The organism is Mesorhizobium australafricanum (assembly GCF_033977265.1).
In the GTDB taxonomy this organism is placed as follows: Bacteria; Pseudomonadota; Alphaproteobacteria; order Rhizobiales; family Rhizobiaceae; genus Mesorhizobium; species Mesorhizobium australafricanum.
This window is the reverse complement of record NZ_JAVIIT010000004.1, coordinates 99,853-119,497: the sequence shown is the minus strand read 5'-3', so window position 1 is coordinate 119,497 and position 19,645 is coordinate 99,853. Positions and strand designations below refer to the sequence as shown.

Annotated in this window: 19 protein-coding genes; 11 read left to right on the top strand and 8 right to left on the bottom strand. The window is 63.9% G+C overall.

Annotated elements, in window-relative coordinates; all coding sequences use genetic code 11:
- Nucleotides 1-37 precede the first annotated feature (37 nt).
- From RFM98_RS09800 to RFM98_RS09765, 8 genes are all read left to right on the top strand, one after another.
- A complete protein-coding gene (locus RFM98_RS09800; RefSeq protein ID WP_320214271.1) occupies nucleotides 38-688 on the top strand; it encodes an RNA-binding protein in 651 nt (216 codons plus the stop codon).
- Nucleotides 685-3,267 (top strand): translation initiation factor IF-2, encoded by a 2,583-nt coding sequence (gene infB, locus RFM98_RS09795; protein WP_320308673.1) that lies wholly within the window; start codon nucleotides 685-687, stop codon nucleotides 3,265-3,267. The genes RFM98_RS09800 and infB overlap by 4 nt, the downstream gene beginning before the upstream one ends.
- 123 nt (nucleotides 3,268-3,390) lie before the next feature.
- Entirely contained in the window at nucleotides 3,391-3,807 is a 417-nt protein-coding gene (rbfA, locus tag RFM98_RS09790; protein ID WP_320214273.1) for a 30S ribosome-binding factor RbfA, read from the top strand.
- The gene (gene truB, locus RFM98_RS09785) at nucleotides 3,808-4,767 is read left to right on the top strand and encodes a tRNA pseudouridine(55) synthase TruB (RefSeq protein WP_320308672.1); all 960 of its coding nucleotides are present in this window, start codon (nucleotides 3,808-3,810) and stop codon (nucleotides 4,765-4,767) included.
- 148 nt (nucleotides 4,768-4,915) lie between these two features.
- Nucleotides 4,916-6,010: a magnesium/cobalt transporter CorA gene (gene corA / locus RFM98_RS09780; RefSeq protein WP_320308671.1), complete on the top strand. Its 1,095-nt coding sequence runs from the start codon at nucleotides 4,916-4,918 to the stop codon at nucleotides 6,008-6,010.
- A 190-nt stretch (nucleotides 6,011-6,200) separates the two neighbouring features.
- Nucleotides 6,201-6,470 carry a 30S ribosomal protein S15 gene (gene rpsO / locus RFM98_RS09775; RefSeq protein ID WP_027165894.1) on the top strand — a complete coding sequence of 90 codons (270 nt, stop codon included), beginning with the start codon at nucleotides 6,201-6,203 and terminating at the stop codon, nucleotides 6,468-6,470.
- A 360-nt stretch (nucleotides 6,471-6,830) separates the two neighbouring features.
- Nucleotides 6,831-8,981 carry a polyribonucleotide nucleotidyltransferase gene (gene pnp / locus RFM98_RS09770; RefSeq protein WP_320308670.1) on the top strand — a complete coding sequence of 717 codons (2,151 nt, stop codon included), beginning with the start codon at nucleotides 6,831-6,833 and terminating at the stop codon, nucleotides 8,979-8,981.
- Nucleotides 8,982-9,111: 130 nt separating this feature from the next.
- The gene (locus RFM98_RS09765) at nucleotides 9,112-10,119 is read left to right on the top strand and encodes a class I SAM-dependent methyltransferase (RefSeq protein ID WP_320308669.1); all 1,008 of its coding nucleotides are present in this window, start codon (nucleotides 9,112-9,114) and stop codon (nucleotides 10,117-10,119) included.
- 120 nt (nucleotides 10,120-10,239) lie between these two features.
- On the opposite strand, the gene RFM98_RS09760 is transcribed toward RFM98_RS09765, so the two are convergent.
- The 4 genes from RFM98_RS09760 to fabA all read right to left on the bottom strand — a co-directional run bounded on the left by RFM98_RS09760 (nucleotide 10,240) and on the right by fabA (nucleotide 14,588).
- On the bottom strand, nucleotides 10,240-11,793 hold the full coding sequence (locus RFM98_RS09760) for a putative bifunctional diguanylate cyclase/phosphodiesterase (protein ID WP_320308668.1): 1,554 nt from the start codon (nucleotides 11,791-11,793) through the stop codon (nucleotides 10,240-10,242).
- 118 nt (nucleotides 11,794-11,911) lie between these two features.
- Nucleotides 11,912-12,724, bottom strand: a complete 813-nt coding sequence (gene fabI / locus RFM98_RS09755) for an enoyl-ACP reductase FabI (protein WP_320214279.1) — start codon at nucleotides 12,722-12,724, stop codon at nucleotides 11,912-11,914.
- An 11-nt stretch (nucleotides 12,725-12,735) separates the two neighbouring features.
- Entirely contained in the window at nucleotides 12,736-13,956 is a 1,221-nt protein-coding gene (gene fabB, locus RFM98_RS09750; RefSeq protein ID WP_320308667.1) for a beta-ketoacyl-ACP synthase I, read from the bottom strand.
- 116 nt (nucleotides 13,957-14,072) lie between these two features.
- A complete protein-coding gene (fabA, locus tag RFM98_RS09745; RefSeq protein ID WP_320214281.1) occupies nucleotides 14,073-14,588 on the bottom strand; it encodes a 3-hydroxyacyl-[acyl-carrier-protein] dehydratase FabA in 516 nt (171 codons plus the stop codon).
- Nucleotides 14,589-14,834: 246 nt separating this feature from the next.
- Between fabA and irrA the strand changes: the two genes are divergently transcribed.
- On the top strand, nucleotides 14,835-15,266 hold the full coding sequence (irrA, locus tag RFM98_RS09740; RefSeq protein WP_320308666.1) for an iron response transcriptional regulator IrrA: 432 nt from the start codon (nucleotides 14,835-14,837) through the stop codon (nucleotides 15,264-15,266).
- 10 nt (nucleotides 15,267-15,276) lie between these two features.
- Nucleotides 15,277-15,669 (top strand): DUF4260 domain-containing protein, encoded by a 393-nt coding sequence (locus tag RFM98_RS09735; protein ID WP_320308938.1) that lies wholly within the window; start codon nucleotides 15,277-15,279, stop codon nucleotides 15,667-15,669.
- On the opposite strand, the gene RFM98_RS09730 is transcribed toward RFM98_RS09735, so the two are convergent.
- Nucleotides 15,659-16,216, bottom strand: a complete 558-nt coding sequence (locus RFM98_RS09730; RefSeq protein ID WP_320214284.1) for an SH3 domain-containing protein — start codon at nucleotides 16,214-16,216, stop codon at nucleotides 15,659-15,661. The two genes, RFM98_RS09735 and RFM98_RS09730, sit on opposite strands and share 11 nt — an antisense overlap.
- Before the next feature lie 270 nt (nucleotides 16,217-16,486).
- On the opposite strand from RFM98_RS09730, the gene RFM98_RS09725 reads away from it, so the two are divergent.
- On the top strand, nucleotides 16,487-17,488 hold the full coding sequence (locus tag RFM98_RS09725; protein WP_320214285.1) for a 2-hydroxyacid dehydrogenase: 1,002 nt from the start codon (nucleotides 16,487-16,489) through the stop codon (nucleotides 17,486-17,488).
- 6 nt (nucleotides 17,489-17,494) lie between these two features.
- Here RFM98_RS09725 and RFM98_RS09720 read toward each other — a convergent pair whose 3' ends face one another.
- From RFM98_RS09720 to RFM98_RS09710, 3 genes are read right to left on the bottom strand one after another with little or no spacing between them, the layout of a single operon-like run.
- The gene (locus tag RFM98_RS09720; protein ID WP_320308665.1) at nucleotides 17,495-17,908 is read right to left on the bottom strand and encodes an aconitase X swivel domain-containing protein; all 414 of its coding nucleotides are present in this window, start codon (nucleotides 17,906-17,908) and stop codon (nucleotides 17,495-17,497) included.
- Nucleotides 17,905-19,158: an aconitase X gene (locus tag RFM98_RS09715; protein ID WP_320308664.1), complete on the bottom strand. Its 1,254-nt coding sequence runs from the start codon at nucleotides 19,156-19,158 to the stop codon at nucleotides 17,905-17,907. The genes RFM98_RS09720 and RFM98_RS09715 overlap by 4 nt, the downstream gene beginning before the upstream one ends.
- A complete protein-coding gene (locus RFM98_RS09710) occupies nucleotides 19,155-19,643 on the bottom strand; it encodes a GNAT family N-acetyltransferase (RefSeq protein WP_320308663.1) in 489 nt (162 codons plus the stop codon). Before RFM98_RS09710 ends, RFM98_RS09715 begins: the two co-directional genes overlap by 4 nt.
- Between the last annotated feature and the right edge of the window lie 2 nt (nucleotides 19,644-19,645).

The following is a 19,645-nucleotide window of genomic DNA, read 5'->3' as shown; positions in this document are numbered from 1 at the left end:
GTGAAACCGCATCGCACACAACCCGCCCCAGGACGAGATGAACGATCGCACTTGCATCGTTACGCGCAGGCAGGCCGAAGCGGATGAACTGATCCGCTTCGTCGTCGGCCCGGATTCGGCCGTCGTCCCCGACATCAAGAGAAATCTGCCCGGCCGCGGTTGCTGGGTCACCGCCGATCGCCTACATATCGAGAAGGCAGCGGCGAAGAACCTGTTTGCTCGTGCTTTCAAGGCGCAGGTGACGGTTCCGGCCGATCTCGGCGGCATGGTCGACGGGCTGCTCTCCAGATCCGCTCTGGGCATGCTTGGCCTGGCCCGCAAGGCAGGCGCCGTCGTTCTCGGCGCGGCCAAGGTCGAAGGCGCGGTGCGCGACGGGCAGGCGCTCCTCGTGCTGCATGCGGCCGAGGCTGCGGACGACGGTATCCGCAAGATCAGCCAGGCGCGGCGGGCAACCGTCCATCTCGGCGGCCCCGCCATCCTTGCCTACAAACTTTTCTCCGAGGCCGACTTGAGCTTGGCATTGGGGGGTACAAATGTGATACATGCTGCCGTTCTCGCGCAGGACGCGGGACAGGCGGTTGAGAAGCGCGTTGTTGCGCTCGACCGATATCGGGGCGGTACCCCGAACGATCTGGCAATGCTTGCGGCCGTTGCTGACGAAGATGAGGCCGCAGAGGATATGGAATGAACGATACGAAATCGGGCGACGACAAGACGTTGAGCGTTACGCCGAAGAAGACCTTGACGCTGAAGCGCCCCGGCCTCGAGCAGGGCACCGTGCGCCAGAATTTCTCGCATGGCCGCACCAAGTCGGTCGTGGTCGAGACCAAGAAGCGCAAGTTCTCGTTGCCCGGCGACAAGCCGGAGCCGGTGGCGCCGTCCGTCTTCACGCCGAAGCCCGTCGCGGCTGCCCCTGTTGCCGCCGCCCCTGTCGTGCAGCAAGCGCCGAAGGCGCCGCCCCAGCCGCCGGAACGCTCCGGCATGGTGCTGAACGAACTCTCGCGCGGCGAGATGGAAGCGCGTCGCAAGGCGCTTGAAGGCTCCAAAGCTCGTGAGGTCGAGGATCGCCAGCGAGCCCAGGAAGAGAGCAAGCGCCGCGCCGAGGAAGAAGATCGCCGCAAGCGCGAGCGTGAGGACTCCGCACGCCGTCAGGCCGAGGAGGAGGCACGCCTCCAGGCTGAGGCCGAGTCGCGCCGACGCGCCGAGGAAGAGGCTCGCCGCCGCGCGCCGCTGGCAGCAGATGTTGCCACTGTCGACGACGAGGAGGGGGCCAAGCCGAGGCGTACTGGCCCCGGCGCCGGCGCGAGTACGCCAGCGCGCCGCCTTGCCACGCCCGAAGTGGCGCGGCCGGCCAAGCCCACCAAGGGCGAGGAAGACCGCCGTCGCGGCAAGCTGACGCTGAACTCGGCGCTGTCGGATGAAGATGCGCGCGCCCGTTCGCTGTCGTCGATGCGCCGCCGCCAGGAAAAATTCAAACGCGCGCTCCACAATGAGCCGCGCGAGAAAGTCATGCGCGAAGTGATCCTGCCCGAAACCATCACCATCCAGGAACTGGCGCAGCGCATGTCCGAGCGTGCCGTGGACGTGGTCAAGTTCTTCATGAAGCAGGGCCAGATCCTGAAGCCGGGCGACGTCATCGACGCCGACACGGCCGAGCTGGTCGCCTCCGAATTCGGCCACACGGTCCGCCGCGTCGCCGAATCCGACATCGAGGAAGGCCTGTTCAACATTGCCGACCGCCCGGAAGACCTGGTGTCGCGTCCGCCGGTCGTGACCATCATGGGCCATGTCGACCACGGCAAGACCTCGTTGCTCGACGCCATCCGCAACGCCAACGTCGTCTCCGGCGAGGCCGGCGGCATCACCCAGCACATCGGTGCCTACCAGATCGAGAAAAACGGCCAGAAGATCACCTTCATCGATACGCCCGGCCACGCCGCCTTCACGGCGATGCGCGCCCGAGGCGCTCAGGTCACCGACATCGCCGTGCTGGTGGTGGCGGCCGACGACAGCGTGATGCCGCAGACGATCGAATCGATCAGCCACGCCAAGGCGGCCGGCGTGCCGATCATCGTGGCCATCAACAAGATCGACAAGCGCGACGCCGACCCGCAGAAGGTGCGGACCGAACTGCTGCGCCACGAAGTGTTCGTGGAATCGATGGGCGGCGAGGTGCTGGACGTCGAGGTTTCGGCGACCAAGGGCACCAATCTCGACAAGCTGCTCGAAGCGATCCTGCTGCAGGCCGAAGTTCTCGACCTCAAGGCCAATCCCGACCGCACCGCCGAAGGCGCGGTCATCGAGGCGCAGCTGGACAAGGGCCGCGGTCCCGTCGCCACCGTGCTGGTGCAGACCGGCACGCTGATGCCGGGCGACATCATCGTCGCCGGTAACGAGTGGGGCCGTGTGCGCGCGCTTGTCAACGATCGCGGCGAGCACGTGCCGGAGGCGCCGCCGGCAATGCCGGTCGAGGTGCTTGGCCTCCAGGGCACGCCGCAGGCGGGCGACCGCTTCGCCGTCGTCAACAACGAGGCGCGCGCCCGTGAGATCACCGAATACCGCCAGCGCCTGGCGCGCGACAAGGCGGTGGCCAAGCATGCCGGCCAGCGCGGCTCGCTCGAGCAGATGATGTCGCAGTTGCAGACGAGCGGACTGAAGGAATTCCCGCTGGTCATCAAGGGCGACGTGCAGGGTTCGATCGAGGCGATCAATGCCGCCCTCGAAAAGCTCGGCAACGACGAGGTGCGCGCGCGCATCGTCCATGCCGGTGCCGGTGGCATCACCGAAAGCGATGTCTCGCTCGCCGAGACGTCCGGAGCGGCAATCATCGGCTTCAACGTCCGCGCCAACGCGCAGGCGCGTGCGGCGGCGGCCGCCGCGGGCATCGAGATCCGCTACTACTCGATCATCTACAACCTCGTCGATGACGTGAAGGCGGCACTTTCCGGCATGCTTTCGCCGGAGCGGCGCGAGACCTTCATCGGCAATGCCGAGATCCTCGAGATCTTCGACATCTCCAAAATCGGCAAGATCGCCGGCTGCCGCGTCACCGAAGGCAAGGTCGAGCGTGGCGCGGGCGTTCGCCTCATCCGCGACAACGTCGTCATCCACGAAGGCACCTTGAAGACGCTGAAGCGCTTCAAGGACGAGGTTTCGGAAGTGCCGGGCGGCCAGGAGTGCGGCATGGCCTTCCAGAACTACGAGGACATGCGCGTCGGCGACGTCATCGAGTGCTTCCGCATCGAGATGGTAACCAGAACGCTGTAAATTCGGGTATACGTGCCGGAATGAAACGGGCGGCGGCCGAAAGGCTGCCGCCCAGCCCCCTTATGCAGTCGAGACATGTGGCGCGGTCCCATCCCGCGCTTCACGATTTCAGGACCGAAGAAAATGCCCCGTTCGACCATATCAGGCCCCTCCCAGCGCATGCTGCGCGTCGGCGAGCAGGTGCGTCATGCCCTGTCCGAGACCTTGCAGCGTGGCGAGATCATAGATCCGGTGATCGAAAACAGCGTCGTCTCGGTGTCCGAGGTGCGCATGTCGCCCGATCTCAAGATCGCCACCGCCTTCGTCTCGCTGCTCGGCGCCGGCGACACCGGCGCAGTGATCGAAGCGCTCAACAAGCATGCGAAATTCATCCGCGGCCGTGTTTCCGGCGCGCTCAGGCAGATGAAATACATGCCGGAATTCCGCTTCCGGCTCGATACCTCCTTCGACAATTTCGCGAAAATCAATGAACTGCTGAAGTCGCCCGAAGTGGCGCGCGATCTCGGCGACGGCAAGAATAACGACAAGGACGAGGAATAGGTGGCGCGTCGCGGCAAGAAGAAGGGGCGGCCGGTCTCCGGCTGGGTGGTGCTGGACAAGCCGGTCGGCATGGGCTCGACCGAGGCCGTCTCCAAGATCAAATGGCTGTTCCAGGCCGAAAAGGCCGGCCATGCCGGCACGCTCGACCCGCTGGCCTCCGGCATGCTGCCGATCGCCTTGGGCGAGGCCACCAAGACCGTTCCCTACGTGCAGGATGGCGCCAAGATCTACCGCTTCACCGTCGCCTGGGGCGAGGAGCGCACGACCGACGATCTCGAAGGCCCGGTGACCAACAGCTCCGACCGTCGACCGGACGAGGCGCAGGTGAGGGCGCTGCTGCCGAAATACACCGGCGTCATCATGCAGACCCCGCCGCAATTCTCGGCCATCAAGATCGCCGGCGAGCGCGCCTATGACCTCGCGCGTGAAGGCGAGACGGTCGAGATTCCGGCGCGCGAGATCGAGATCGGCCGCCTCGAAATCGCCGAGCACGGTACCGACAAGACTGTCTTCGAGGTCGAATGCGGCAAGGGCACCTATGTGCGCTCGCTGGCGCGCGACATGGGCCGCGACCTCGGCTGCTTTGGCCATATCGCGGAATTGCGCCGCGTCGAGGTCGAGCCGTTCACGCCCGATGATTTTGTCACCCTGGCCGAGCTCGAAGCGGCCCGTTTTGGCGGCAGCACCGAAGCCAGTCCGGACGAAGCCGAGGCTCCGGTCGATTTCAGCGCCATCGACGCGCTGCTGGTCGACACCGCGGTCGCGCTCGACTGCCTGCCGCAGGTCGCGGTCAGCGACGACGCGGCCACCAAGATCCGGCTTGGCAATCCCGTCATCATTCGCGGCCGCGATGCGCCGGTCGAGGCCGAGGAGGCTTGTGCCACCGCGCGCGGCAGGCTCGTCGCCATCGGCGCCATCGAACAGGGCATGTTCAAGCCCAAACGGGTCTTTGTCGGGTGAAACCGGTCGTCTTGAGCATGATCCCGAAAAGTTGCAGACTTTTCGGAGAGGATCATGCTCCAAAAACAAATGCTTAGAGCGAGATAGCGATTCAACGGACGCCGTCTCGCTCTAGGGTTCGGCTGAGCGCTGAAGTTCCAGGGATCTCATGGCAAAGGCTGATACAGGCAAGAAGCGGGCATCGCTGAAAACCCGTCGGCCGCCGGTCGGGGCGTCGCCTGGCACGCTTATCGCCGATCCGGCGGCGCGGCGCAGCGAGCTTCGGCTGACGCTGATCTCGCCGGAAAAATACAAAACCATCGACAACGCCAGTATCGACGATCTCAACACCCATTGCGAGAAATGGCCGGTGGTCTGGCTGGACTGCACCGGGCTTGCCAACATCCCGCTGATCGAGGAGATCGGCCGGATCTTCAATTTGCACCCGCTGGCTCTGGAGGACGTCGTCAACACCGGCCAGCGGCCCAAGGTGGATTTCTTCGAGGATCATGCCTTCGTCGTCATGCGCATGATCGACGATGTCACCTCGCATCGCTACGAGCAGATCGCGCTGTTCTTCGGCAGGAATTTCGTCGTCTCCTTCCAGGAGCGCGAGGGCGATCCCTTCGATCCGGTGCGCAAGCGCATTGCCGGCGCGATGCCGAACAGGCTCCGTTCGCGCGGCGCCGACTATCTTGCCTATGCGCTGATCGATGCCATCGTCGACAGCTACTTCCCGCCAATCGAGGCGGCGAGCGAATTGGTCGACGGCATCGAGGACGAGATGCTGAACAAGCCGCACAAGCATCAGATGCGGCAGTTGCATGAATTGCGGCGCGACGCCAACGTGCTCAAAGGCGTGCTGTGGCCGATGCGCGACGCGCTGGCGACGCTGATCCGCAACGATGTGCCCTTCGTGAAGGCCGAGACCAAGATCTTCTTCAACGACACGCTCGACCATTCGCTGCGCCTCATCGAACTGGTCGAGAACCAGCGCGATATGCTCACCGGCCTGATCGAGATGCATGTCTCGCTGACCCAGGCTCGCACCAACGACGTTATTTCCTATCTGACGATCGTCTCGGTGATCTTCATGCCGCTGACCTTCCTTGTCGGCGTCTGGGGCATGAATTTCGATCCGGAAACCTCGCCTTGGAACATGCCGGAGCTGAAAGCCTATTACGGCTATCCGGTGGCGCTGGTGTTCATGCTGCTGGTCGCCGCCGGTTTGATTGCGTTCTTCAAGTGGAAGAAATGGCTGTAGCCTTTGAATTCTCCTGTTTCGCAACCGGAACCTGCGACAAGCCGGCTTGACGATTGGGCTGGCGTTTTATCCGGAATTGCACTATATGCGCCGCAGCTTCGCGCCCTGACGCGTCGCTTGTACTGGCCCTTGCTGGACGACATCCCGGCTGTGGGCGTCCCGTTTCCTCCAACAGATAAGGAAAAGCACGATGTCGATCACTGCCGATCGCAAGAAGGAATTGATGACTGAATTCGCAACCGCCAAGGGCGACACCGGGTCTCCGGAAGTCCAGGTTGCCATCCTTTCCGAGCGCATCAAGAACCTGACCGAGCACTTCAAGGACCACAAGAAGGATAACCATTCCCGTCGTGGTCTGCTTGCTCTGGTCTCCCAGCGCCGCAGCCTGCTTGACTATCTCAAGCGCAAGGATGACGCGCGCTACCAGACGCTGATCGACAAGCTCGGCCTGCGTCGCTGACGAATTGACCGGCGGGCTCTCCAAGGGGCCCGCCGGTCGCGCATTGGCGTATCGGATGGTCCGATGCCTCGATGCTGGAAATTCCCCTCCGCGCATGGCGCGTTCCGGAAACAGCGGTTTCCGGCGTCATGTGCAAGGCCGGCCGACCAATCGGCCAATCGGGTTCCGGACTTGCAGAGGGCTATCCGGAACCGCCCATGGACGGTCATGGGGCAGGATTGCAGGATGCTCGCTCGGCTGAGAGCCGGACTTGATCGAGCTTCCCGTTGTCTTGCCCGTGGCTGCCCGAAGGAAGCCAGGAAAGGGAGAACCCGCGACCGTTAAGACGGTGCGGCCCTTTCCGCATATGAAGGACAAGATATGTTCAATCAACACAAAGTGGAAATCGAATGGGGCGGCCGTCCGCTCATCCTGGAAACCGGCAAGATCGCCCGCCAGGCTGACGGTGCGGTGCTCGCCACCTACGGCGAGACCGTTGTTCTCGCCACCGTCGTCTCGATGAAGGAGCCGAAGCCCGGCCTCGACTTCTTCCCGCTTACCGTCAATTACCAGGAAAAGACCTATGCCGCCGGCAAGATCCCGGGCGGCTATTTCAAGCGCGAGGGCCGTCCGAGCGAAAAGGAAACGCTGGTTTCCCGCCTGATCGACCGCCCGATCCGCCCGCTTTTCGCCGACGGCTACAAGAACGACACCCAGATCGTCGTCACCGTCGTCCAGCATGATCTCGAAAACGATCCGGACATCCTGTCGATTGTCGCCACCTCCGCGGCGCTCACGCTTTCGGGCGTGCCCTTCATGGGCCCGATCGGCGGCGCCCGCGTCGGCTACATCAACGGCGAATATGTGCTCAACCCGCATATTGACGAGATGCAGGAATCCAAGCTCGACCTCGTCGTCGCCGGTACCGCCGACGCCGTGCTGATGGTCGAATCCGAGGCCAAGGAACTCTCCGAGGACCTGATGCTCGGCGCCGTCGTGTTCGGCCACAAGAGCTTCCAGCCGGTGATCGAGGCGATCATCAAGCTGGCCGAGGTCGCCGCCAAGGAACCGCGCGACTTCACGGCGCCCGATTACTCCGCGCTCGAAGCCGAGATGCTGAAGATCGTCGGCGATGAGCTTCGCGAGGCCTACAAGATCACCGACAAGCAGAAGCGCTACGCCGCCGTCGACGCCGTCAAGGCGAAGGTCAAGGCCGCATTCGCGCCGGCCGAAGGCGAAGAGGCCAAGCACACCTCCGAGCAGATCGGCTCGGTGTTCAAGGAGCTCCAGGCCAAGGTCGTGCGCTGGAACATCCTCGACACCGGCTCGCGCATCGATGGCCGCGACCTGAAGACGGTCCGCAAGATCGTCTCCGAAGTCGGCGTCCTGGCGCGCACCCATGGTTCGGCGCTGTTCACCCGCGGCGAGACCCAGGCGCTGGTCGTTGCCACGCTCGGCACCGGCGAGGACGAGCAGTATGTCGATTCGCTGACGGGCATGTACAAGGAGAAGTTCCTCCTTCACTACAACTTCCCGCCCTACTCCGTCGGTGAGACCGGCCGCATGGGCTCGCCCGGCCGCCGCGAAATCGGCCATGGCAAGCTCGCCTGGCGCGCCATCCGCCCGATGCTGCCGAGCGCTGACCAGTTCCCCTACACGCTGCGCGTCGTTTCGGAGATCACCGAGTCCAACGGCTCGTCCTCGATGGCAACCGTCTGCGGCACCTCGCTGGCACTGATGGATGCCGGCGTGCCGCTGGCAAAGCCGGTCGCAGGCATCGCCATGGGGCTGATCAAGGAAGGCGAGCGCTTCGCGGTGCTCTCCGACATCCTCGGCGACGAGGATCATCTCGGCGACATGGACTTCAAGGTCGCCGGTACCGCCAACGGCGTCACCTCGCTGCAGATGGACATCAAGATCGACGGCATCACCGAGGAAATCATGGGCATCGCGCTTGCCCAGGCCAAGGACGGCCGCCTGCATATCCTCGGCGAGATGGCGCATGCGCTGTCCGGCGCCCGCGCCGAGCTCGGCGAGTTCGCGCCGCGCATCGAGGTCATGCATATCCCGACCGACAAGATCCGCGACGTCATCGGCTCCGGCGGCAAGGTGATCCGCGAGATCGTCGAGAAGACCGGCGCCAAGATCAACATCGAGGACGACGGCACGGTCAAGATCGCTTCGGCGAACGCCAAGGAGATCGAGGCGGCCAAGAAGTGGATCCACACCATCGTCGCCGAGCCGGAAGTCGGCGAGATCTACGAAGGCACCGTCGTCAAGACGGCCGACTTCGGCGCGTTCGTCAACTTCTTCGGCCCGCGCGACGGTCTCGTCCACATCTCGCAGCTCGCCCATGAGCGCGTCGCCAAGACCTCCGACGTCGTCAAGGAAGGCGACAAGGTCTGGGTCAAGCTGATGGGCTTCGACGAGCGCGGCAAGGTCCGCCTGTCGATGAAGGTCGTCGACCAGGCGACGGGCAAGGAAATCGCTCAGGACAAGAAGAAGTCGGACGGCGAGGAAGACGCCGCCTGATTGGCCTTATGCATGTCGCCCAAAAAGTGCGAAGCGGTTTTGGGATAACGACATGCATCAAACGAAAAGCCACGGATACATCGAGACGGGCGCGCCGCGAGGCGCGCCCGTTTCGTTTCAGGGTGAATGAATGGCCGCGGAGCCGCTGAAAACGCTGTTCTATCCGTTTGAGGCCGAGGCGCTGCCTCTGCCGCGAAAGGATGCCCGCGTTCTTTTTCTGGGCGCCGAGCCCGGTTTCCGCTTGCCCGCCGGCTTCGATGCGGCGCTGCATCTCGTGCAAGGTTTCCGGCCGCATTTTCGCGCCTTGCAGGCGTCAGGCCATAATGTGACGGCGCGGGCGGAAGGGCAGGGCTACGACATGGCTCTCGTGCTCGCCGGCCGACATCGCGGGCAAAATGAGTTGCGCATCGCCGAAGCCATCGAGCGCGTCGTGCCGGGCGGGCTGATCGCTGTCGCGGGCGGCAAGGACGACGGCGTCGACAGCCTGCGCAAACGGATCAATGCCCTGGCGCCGCTCGAAGGCCACCTGCCGAAGCATCACGGCGTTGCCTTCTGGTTCCGGCGAGCCGGCACGGAGACGGCCGCGACGCTGCGCGCCGGCAACCCCGACCTGGTCGTCGAAGGCGGCTTCAAAACCGCCCCCGGCATGTTCTCTTTTGATCGGGTCGACGCCGGTTCAAAATTGCTCGCCGCAAGCCTGCCCGGCGACCTCAGGGGCAGCATCGCCGATTTCTGCGCCGGCTGGGGTTATCTGGCGGCGGAAGTCGCTCGGCGCTCGCACGGCCTCACCGCCCTCGATCTCTATGAAGCGGATTTCGAAGCCCTGGAAGCAGCCAGGCTGAACGTCCATGGCGCCCCCGAGCCGCGCTTCTTCTGGACCGATCTTCTCACCGAAGCGGTCGAACGCCGCTACGACGCAATCGTCATGAACCCGCCCTTCCATGGCGGCCGCGCGGCCGAGCCTGGCATCGGCGCCGGCATGATCGGTAAAGCGTCGAAAGCGCTGAAACCGGGCGGCCGCCTGTTCATGGTCGCCAACCGCCAGCTTCCCTACGAGCAAGCGTTGTCGGCAGCCTTTGCCAGCTATTCAGAGGTCGCCCGCGACGGCATGTTCAAGGTGTTTTCGGCGCGCCGCTAAAAAGCAATTCCAGGAAAAGTGTGAAGCGGTTTTCCGTCTGGAATTGCGCCGCAAAAAGCAATTCCAGGAAAAGTGTGGAGCGGTTTTCCGTTCGGAGCTGCGCGAGGAAAAGAGCGCGCGCTACTGCAAGCTGACGATGCGGGCCGGCTCGCGCGCGGCGAAGGCCGGCCGCGCTTCGCCGAGCTCCACCTTGAGCGGCGCCGGCCGGCCGAACAGATAGCCTTGCACCACCTCGCAGCCGGCGGCCCTGAGCAGCGTGGCCTGGTTCTCGGTCTCGACACCTTCAGCGATGATGCCGACGCCCAGCGCCCGCGACAGGCCGACAATGGTCGAAACGATCGCGCCGGAGCTGGAGTCGGTGTCGATGCGGCTGACGAAGGAACGGTCGATCTTCAGCTTGCCGAAGGAGAAATCGATCAGGTAGCTCAAATTGGAATAGCCCGTGCCGAAATCGTCGACGGCCACCGAAATGCCCATTTCGGCAAGCTGCTCCAGGATCGTCGCGGCGCGGTCGCGATCCTGCATCATCGCCGTCTCGGTGACCTCGAGCTCGAGCCGCGACGGTTTGATGCCGGTCGATTCCATCACCTCCCGCACGATGCCGACAAAATCCTTGGTCATGAACTGGACCGGCGAGATGTTGACGGCGACGAAGCAATCCTGCGGCAGGTGCTGGGCGTCGCCGCAGGCCTTGCGCAGCACCCATTCGCCGATCGGATTGATCATGCCGGTTTCCTCGGCGATCGGAATGAACTCCATCGGCGGGATCATGCCGCGCTCCGGATGCTTCCAGCGGATCAGCGCCTCATAGCCGACGATGCGGCCGCTCGGCAGGTTGAGCTGCGGCTGATAATGGAGACTGAAGTCGCCACGGTCGAAAGCGGTCTTCAGCTCGGACTCGATCCATTGCCGATAGTCCGCCACGCGGCCCATGTCGGCGTGGAAGACGGACCAGTTGCCGACGCCGCTGGCGCGCGCGTTCTGCAGCGCCAGGTTCGAGCGGCGCAGAACAAGAACGGGATCGACGCCGTCCTTCGGCATCGCCACGATCCCGACCGACAGGCTGACCGACTGCAGATGCGTCTGCAGCTGGTAGGGCTCCATCATCTCGTTGATGAGTTTTTCGATCAGCCGCTCGATCGAACCCTTGATGTCGCGATCCGGCAGCAGCACGCCGAATTCGCCGGCGCCGGTGCGCCCGATCACCGCATCCTTCGGCATATTCTCCTTCAGCCTGCTGGTGAAGGCGCGGATCAGCTCGTCGCCCTGGCTGTAGCCGATGGCGTCGTTGATCTGCTTGAAGCGGTCGATATCGATGTCGATCAGGAACACCGGCTCGCCGGTTCGGATCGTCCCGGAGGCGGCATCGGCAATCTTGCCGACCATGGCCTGGCGCGACAGCAGGCCGGTCAGCTTGTCGAAATGGGTCTCCTTGAAGACATAGGCCTCCGATTCATCGACGCCCGCGAAGAACGAGAGCGCCGCACCGCCGGCGGCAAGGGCACAGAGCGCGGCGATGATGCCCGCCATCATCTCGGCCGGCATGCCGGCCATGCCGTCGCCGAAGCCGAACCGAAGCCCCCATAATCCAAGGATGAAACTGCCCATGCCCGAGCTGGCGATGGTGATCAGCCGGAACAGCGGTGTTCGCTTCGGGTTGCTGACTGCAGACATGCAAGCTCCCTAGATTAGGGGGCCTTATAGCGGATATCTCCTTAAAATGAGTTTCCGCCAATGCATCCAATTTTACTGGGCATCCAATTTTACTGGAGGCTACTATCGCGGCCGCAAACTATTCGCGAGCGCCGTCGTTCTGCTTCAGTTCCTCCAGTGCAGGCATCGAAACGATGTGATAGCCGGAATCCACATAATGGATCTCACCGGTGACGCCCGACGACAGATCGGAGAGCAGGTAAAGCGCCGAACCGCCGACTTCGTCGATGGTCACGGTGCGCCTGAGAGGCGAATTGCGCTGCTGGTAGGAGAACATATGGCGGGCGTCGGAAATGCCCGAGCCGGCAAGCGTCCGCACCGGACCGGCCGAGATGCCGTTCACCCTGATGCCGCGCGGGCCGTAGTCGTTGGCAAGGTAGCGTACGCTGGCCTCGAGCCCGGCCTTGGCGACGCCCATGACATTGTAGTTCGGCATCACCCTGACCGAGCCGGCATAGGTGAGCGTGATCATCGAGCCGCCATTGCCCATCAGCGCGGCGGCGTTGCGGGCGATCTCGGTGAAGGAATAGCAGGAGATCACCATGGTGCGCACGAAATTGTCGCGGCTGGTGTCGGCGTAGAGGCCCTTGAGCTCGTTCTTGTCGGAAAAGCCGATGGCGTGCACCACGAAGTCCAGCCCGCCCCAGGCCTTGCCGAGGGTCTCGAAGGTCGCGGTGACCGAGGCGCTGTCCTCGACATCGCAGGGCACGATCAACGAGGCTCCCACCTTCTCGGCAAGCGGCTTGACCCGCCGCCCGAAGGCGTCGCCCTGGTAGGTGAAAGCCAGCTCCGCCCCATGTTCCGAGAGCTTTTTGGCAATGCCCCAGGCAATGGAATGGTCGTTGGCGACACCCATGACGAGCCCGCGCTTGCCCTTCATCAACCCGTCCATAAAAGGCATCCTTATGCGGAATAGCGCTGGAAAATCAGCGTTGCGTTGGTGCCGCCAAAACCGAAGGAGTTGGACAGGACGGTGTCGATTCTGGCGTTGTCGATACGCTTGCGCACGATCGGCATGCCCTCGAATTCCGGATCGAGCGCCTCGATATGGGCGCTCTCGCCGATGAAGCCGCCCTGCATCATCAGGATCGAATAGATCGATTCCTGCACGCCGGCCGCCCCCAGCGAATGGCCGGTCAGCGACTTGGTCGAGGTGATGTAAGGCATCTTGTCGCCGAACACCTCGCGGATGGCGCCCATTTCCTTGGAATCGCCGACCGGCGTCGAGGTGCCGTGAGTGTTGATGTAGTCGACCGGGGTCGAGACGGTGGCAAGCGCCTGCCGCATGCAGCGCATGGCGCCTTCGCCGGATGGGGCCACCATGTCGTAGCCATCGGAAGTCGCGCCGTAGCCGACGATCTCGGCATAGATCTTGGCGCCGCGCGCCTTGGCGTGTTCCAATTCTTCCAGCACCAGCACGCCGGCGCCGCCGGCGATGACGAAACCGTCGCGGTTGACGTCATAGGCGCGGGAAGCGGCCGATGCATTGTCGTTGAACTTCGACGACATTGCGCCCATTGCGTCGAACAGGTCCGACATCGTCCAGTCGAGGTCCTCATGGCCGCCGGCAAACATCATGTCCTGCTTGCCCCACTGGATCAGCTCATAGGCATTGCCGATGCAATGCGCCGAGGTCGAGCAGGCCGACGAGATCGAATAGTTGACGCCGTGGATCTTGAACCAGGTGGCCAGAGTGGCCGACGCCGTCGACGACATCGCCTTCGGCACGGCGAACGGGCCGATACGCTTGGGACTGTTGTTCTTGATCGTGGTTTCCGCCGCTTCGACGATGGTCCGGGTCGAGGGGCCGCCGGAACCCATCACGATGCCGGTCCGCTCATTGGTGATGTCGCTTTCGCTTAAGCCGGCATCGGCGATCGCCTGGTCCATGGCAACGTGGTTCCAGGCAGCACCCTGGCTCAGGAAGCGCATCGCGCGGCGGTCGATCATCGGGGTGGGATCGAGCGTCGGCGCGCCCCAGACCTGGCAGCGGAAGCCGTGTTCGGCGAAGGAATTGGAAAAGCTGATGCCGGATTTGGCATCGTAAAGCGAGCTCTGCACCTCATTGGCATTGTTGCCGATCGACGACACAATGCCGAGCCCTGTCACTACGACCCGTCTCATTCGCAACTCCTTCCGGCGTATTGGGACGAAAAACCTAGTCGGTTTTCGCCTTTCATCATACGCAAATAAACTGCTCCCTTGCGGTCCGTCGGACACGCGGGCGACACGCTAAACGGTCAGGCGGCGGACTGCTTGGACAGGCCGACCTTCAGATCCGCAGCCGCGTATATGGGTTCGCCATCCGCCTTGAGCCAGCCGTCGGCGATGCCGAGCACCAGGCGGCCGCGCATCACGCGCTTGAAGTCGATGCCATATTCGACCTTCTTCACCGACGGCGTCACCATGCCCTTGAACTTCACCTCGCCGGTCGAAAGCGCCATGCCCTTGCCCGGCTCGCCGAGCCAGCCGAGATAGAAGCCGGTCAACTGCCACATGGCGTCGAGGCCGAGGCAGCCCGGCATGATCGGATTGCCGATGAAGTGGCAGGCGAAAAACCACAGGTCCGGCTTGATGTCGAATTCGGCGCGGATGAAGCCCTTGTCGAAAGCCCCGCCGGTCTCGCTGATCTCGGTGATACGGTCGAACATCAGCATCGGCGGATAGGGCAGTTGGGCGTTGCCTGGCCCGAACAGGTCGCCGCGGGCGCAGGCAAGCAGTTCCTCGTAATCGTAGCTGGACTTTTGATCCGCCATCAAATTTCCGTCCCCGTGTTCTTCGCGGGCGGCAGGGCGCCCTTGTCGGTGGTTTCCTAACACACTCTGTTTGCGGCCGGAAACCGGCGTTTGCGCTTAACCCGTGCGCCTGCCCGGGTCAATGCGCGCTATTGATCGCATCCGGACTACAGAATATATGTCGGCTGATGTCCGGTTTTGGCTTTTGACGTCTTTTTGCCATTCTGGACCTGTTGATGGGCTGGGCAACAAAGCTTCGACGCGAAGATGGATTCGGGCTACCGGAAGGAAAATGTCGCTGTGGACAAGCGGGTTCGCGAAGCCGGCCTGAGGCCGACGCGTCAGCGCATTGCGCTGGCCGATCTGCTTTTCGCCAAGGGCGACCGCCACCTTTCGGCCGAGGAACTGCATGAAGAGGCAATCGCGGCCGGCGTGCCGGTTTCGCTGGCGACGGTCTACAACGCGCTCCACCAGTTCACCCAGGCCGGCCTGCTGCGCATCCTGGCGGTCGAAGGCTCGAAAACCTATTTCGACACCAACACCTCCGACCATCATCACTTCTACATCGAAGGCGAGAACCGGATTTTCGACATCGAAAGCGGGCCGGTAACCGTCTCCAACCTGCCGGCACCCCCGGAAGGCATGGAGATCGCCAATGTCGACATCGTGGTGAGGCTGCGGCCCAAACGGCGCGATTGATCCGTTGGCGATGCGTCCCGTCGATCTGACAGTCCGGCTGGAATGGGTCACCGCTGCCATAGTGGCCATCGCTTTCTACGCAATGGCGGGCGTCTCCTGGTGGCTGTTCGCGCTGCTCATCCTGGCGCCCGACCTGTCGATGCTCGGCTACCTTGCCGGGCCGCGTATCGGCGCGATTGCCTATAACGCCCTGCACATCCTGATCGCGCCGCTCGTTCTGGCGCTCGCCGGCAAGCTTCTTGGCAATTCAACGGTCATTGCCGTGGCGCTGATCTGGATCGCCCATATCGCCATAGACCGCGCCCTGGGCTATGGCCTGAAATTGTCCACCGGTTTTCAGGATACCCATCTCGGCCGCATCGGGCGCCGTGGGGCGGAGCCTTCGGGCAAACTCAGTTCTTGACCTTCTCGCCCGGATAGGCGCCCCACACCTGTGACTGGGCCATCCAGCCGGTGTGGCCGTCGAAGGTCATTTCGCACCATTGGCCGTCGCATTTCTTGATCGCGCCGATCACGCCCGGCTCGATGATGGCGATGACACCGGCATCCTTGTCGGGCTCGTTGAGCAGGTTGATTCGCCCGCCCTTGCCGCGCTGCCACGGCGCGACGATCGCGGTGCGGCGGCCGGAGAGCAGCGATTGGTTGATCCAGCCCTCCGAGCCGTCGGCATCGCGCACGCGGCGCCAGGTATCGAATTCCTGGATGACTTCCATCGGCAGGCCGGCCTTCATGTACATCCAGTTGACGGAATAATTGGCGCCAGGGCCGACGCGCGAGTTGACGCGGGCCGGCTTCAGGCTGACGAAGCGCGGCAGCGGCAGGCCGCTTGGGCCGAGCGTTATGGTCTGCGCCGGCGCGGCCGCGCTCTGCGCGAATGCCTGCGGCGCGCAAAGCAGGGCCCCGAGAATGGCCGCGCTGAAGGCCAGGCGAAGCGACGCGATACCAGACACTTTCGTTCCTTTCGGCGCCGGTCCGTCGGGATGAGCGCCCCTTTTTCTTTGTCTTCGGCGGCACCGCTTGTTACAGGAGTGGGCTGATGCCGCGATTGGCTACAAGTTTCGCCGGTCTTGGTTAAAGAGGTCTCAACGAGATCGGTTTCGAGAGCATGATCCCGAAAAGTGGGAACCGGTTTTCGGAAAAGATCATGCTCCAAAAAAGAGTAGGATCAGGATGACGATTCAACGAAACGTCATTCTGATCGAGGAAGCTTCGGGGATAAAATGGCAGGCAAAAAACGGCCCCTCGTCGTCATCACGCGCAAGCTGCCCGATCCGGTCGAAACCCGCATGCGCGAACTGTTCGACGCGCGGCTGAATGTCGAGGACCGGCCGATGACGCAGCCGGAGCTGGTCGCGGCGGTCAAGGAAGCCGATGTGCTGGTTCCCACCATCACCGACCATATCGACGCCGCGCTGATCGCCCAGGCCGGCGAAAACCTCAAGCTGATCGCCAATTTCGGCAACGGCGTCGACAAGATCGACGTCGCGGCGGCAGCCAAGAAAGGCATCACCGTCACCAATACGCCGAATGTGCTCACCGAAGACACCGCCGACATGACCATGGCGCTGATGCTCGCCGTGCCGCGGCGGCTGGCCGAAGGCGCCAATGTGCTTACAAGCGAGAAGAAATGGGCCGGCTGGTCGCCGACCTGGATGCTCGGCCGGCGCATCTGGGGCAAACGGCTGGGCATCGTCGGCATGGGCCGCATCGGCACGGCGGTCGCCAGGCGGGCCAAGGCCTTCGGACTGTCGATCCACTACCACAACCGGCACCGCGTGTTGCCGGCGGTCGAGGAAGAACTGGAGGCAACCTACTGGGAAAGCCTCGACCAGATGCTGGCCCGCATGGACATCATCTCGGTCAATTGTCCCTCGACGCCGGCGACGTTCCACCTGCTGTCCGGACGTCGGCTGGCGCTGATGCAGCCTTCGGCCTACCTGGTCAACACCGCGCGCGGCGATATCATCGACGAGGAATCGCTGATCAAGCTCATCCATGACGGCAAGATCGCCGGCGCCGGCCTCGACGTTTACGAGCACGAGCCGGCGCTGAACACCAAGCTGTTGAAGCTTGCCGCCAAGGGCAAGGTGGTGCTTTTGCCGCATATGGGCTCGGCCACGCTCGAGGGCCGCATCGACATGGGCGAGAAGGTGATCATCAACATCCGCGCCTTCTTCGACGGCCACCGCCCTCCGGACCGGGTTCTGCCGCTGAGGACCTGAGAAGGTTCAAACGGCCACGGTGACTGCACCGTCCGCGGCGACTGTCACGGCGGTCCCGTGATAGGTATCGAACGCGCCACGGTCGAGCCGCACCGCCATCGGCGTTTCCCAGCCCATTTCCCGGGCGACGATCAGGCCGAGCAGAAGGATGGCGTCAGGCTCGTGCAGCACCAGGGCCGCCGGCGCCCGTCCGTTGTGGACGAGCTCCATCAGCACCGCCGAAGCGGATGACGAGCCGATCGTGCCCGGCAAAAACAGCACCCGGCCGGCGATGACTTCGCCATGCTGCGGGTGGCGAACGTCGGCGATGCGCCCGGTCCTGGGATCGACGCCGCCCCAGAAGCTGATTGGCGCCGTCAGCACCAGCGCCTCGCCTTCGCCCGCCTTGCCAGGCACCAGGATTTCGGCCCGAGCGCTCATGCGGCGATATCCGTAAAGACCGGCTTGCCGAGGACCGCGCTTTCGACGCAGTCGGCGAGCGATGCGTAGAGCACCGCATAGCCGGTGTTGCCCGGCGCGTAGTGCGCGAACTTGCCCGAATTGGTCATCAGCACACCGTTGCTGAGGTCCGGCATGATCGGCGTCACCACCACGCAGGTATCGGCGACGATGACGACGCCGCTGGCTTCGAGCCTCTTTCGCCGGCCGTTCTGCTCCAGCAAGGCAAGCGCGTGGCGGCCGGTGCAGGCATAGACCGGCACCGCAAGCCGCCGCCCGGCGATCAGCCGCTCCAGGCTGTCGAACTCGGCGTGCGACAGATGCGGGCTGCCGATCGCCACCGCGTCGATGGCTTTGCCCGCGGCGGCGGTCGACAGGCCGGCGCGAGCCTTCGCCGCCATCTCGCGCGTCACGCGGATCACCGCCTCCGGTTCAGCTCCGGTCAGAATGGTTTCGACGTCGGGAGCCTCGGGCGTGACGCCGGCAATATGGAACAGGCCGACCGCGCCGGACGACGCGGCTGCGGCGCCGAAGGCTTTCAGCGCGTCCTCGCCGGGATGACTGGCCACGCCGGTGACGACAGCGATCGCGTTGCCCACCTCGCGACCATAGAGGTTGCCCAGAACAGGCCAGGCGATCTCCGAGGCAAGGAAAGATGGCGACAGGCCCGAGACATCGAAAATGAGCCGCGCCCGGCGATTATCAGGCCGGTGCAGGCCGTAATCCGGCGCGCGGCCGGTAATGGCGCAGGCAATGTCCAGGAAATCGCCGTAGCGGTTGGTGCGCGCGCCCAGCACCGAATTGCAGAAGACGACCGCGTTGGACTCGCCCCAGGCGACGTCGCTTCCCTGTGCCGGCCTGTGTCCGGCCTGATAGGGCGCGCAGGTCCAGCTCTGCTCGCAGCCGAGCTTGCGATAGGCCTCCATCATCCGGCGAGCCATGCCGCGCTGCGGCTCCTCGAGACGAATGCGCGAGCAACCCATCAGGTCGAGCGCTCCGACATTGAGCGTCGAGCGCACCGCGACCTTGGCGCCGCCTTCGACCAACTTCTCGGCAAACAACGTGCCGGAATCGCCATGGTAAAGCGCGCCATCGATATGGGTGGAGGCGATCGGGATGAGCCGCGGCGCGCCAAGCAGGCGGGCGCTTTCGGCGACGATGCGCATCGCCATGCCAGCGCCGTCCCGGCCGGCGGCGATCGCCTGTTCCTGCGGGCTGAGTGCGAGGCTCAAGACAGCACCTTGCGCATGGTGATGGAGGTTGGCCTGTCATAGCCCTCATGCGCCGTGCGCTCGGTTTCGCGAAAGCCGAGCCGGGCGAAGGCTGCGTGATTTGCGGTCAGTTCGACACGGGTCTGAAGCTCAATGGCATCCTTTCCGCGTTCGCGGGCAAGATCCTCGACCGCCCGCATCAGCCGGGTTCCGATGCCCTGGCCCTGGAGCCGTGGCTCGACCGCGAGCTTGCCGACATAGAAATCCCGCACTCGCTCCAGCGCGAAGACGCAGCCGACGATGCGGCCGTTCTCGGCGGCCAGAAACCCAGTCTCCTGCTTTGCCTTCCCGCCAAGCCTGTCGGCGGTCAAAAGATGGGCCGATGACGGCGGGTCGATGACGCCGTCCATATAGGCAAAGGCGCGCCGGATCAGCGCGAGCAAGTCGTCCCATCGGTCGAAATCCGCGGGAAGACCGACTATGGAGATGCCGACGGTCTGGTCCATGT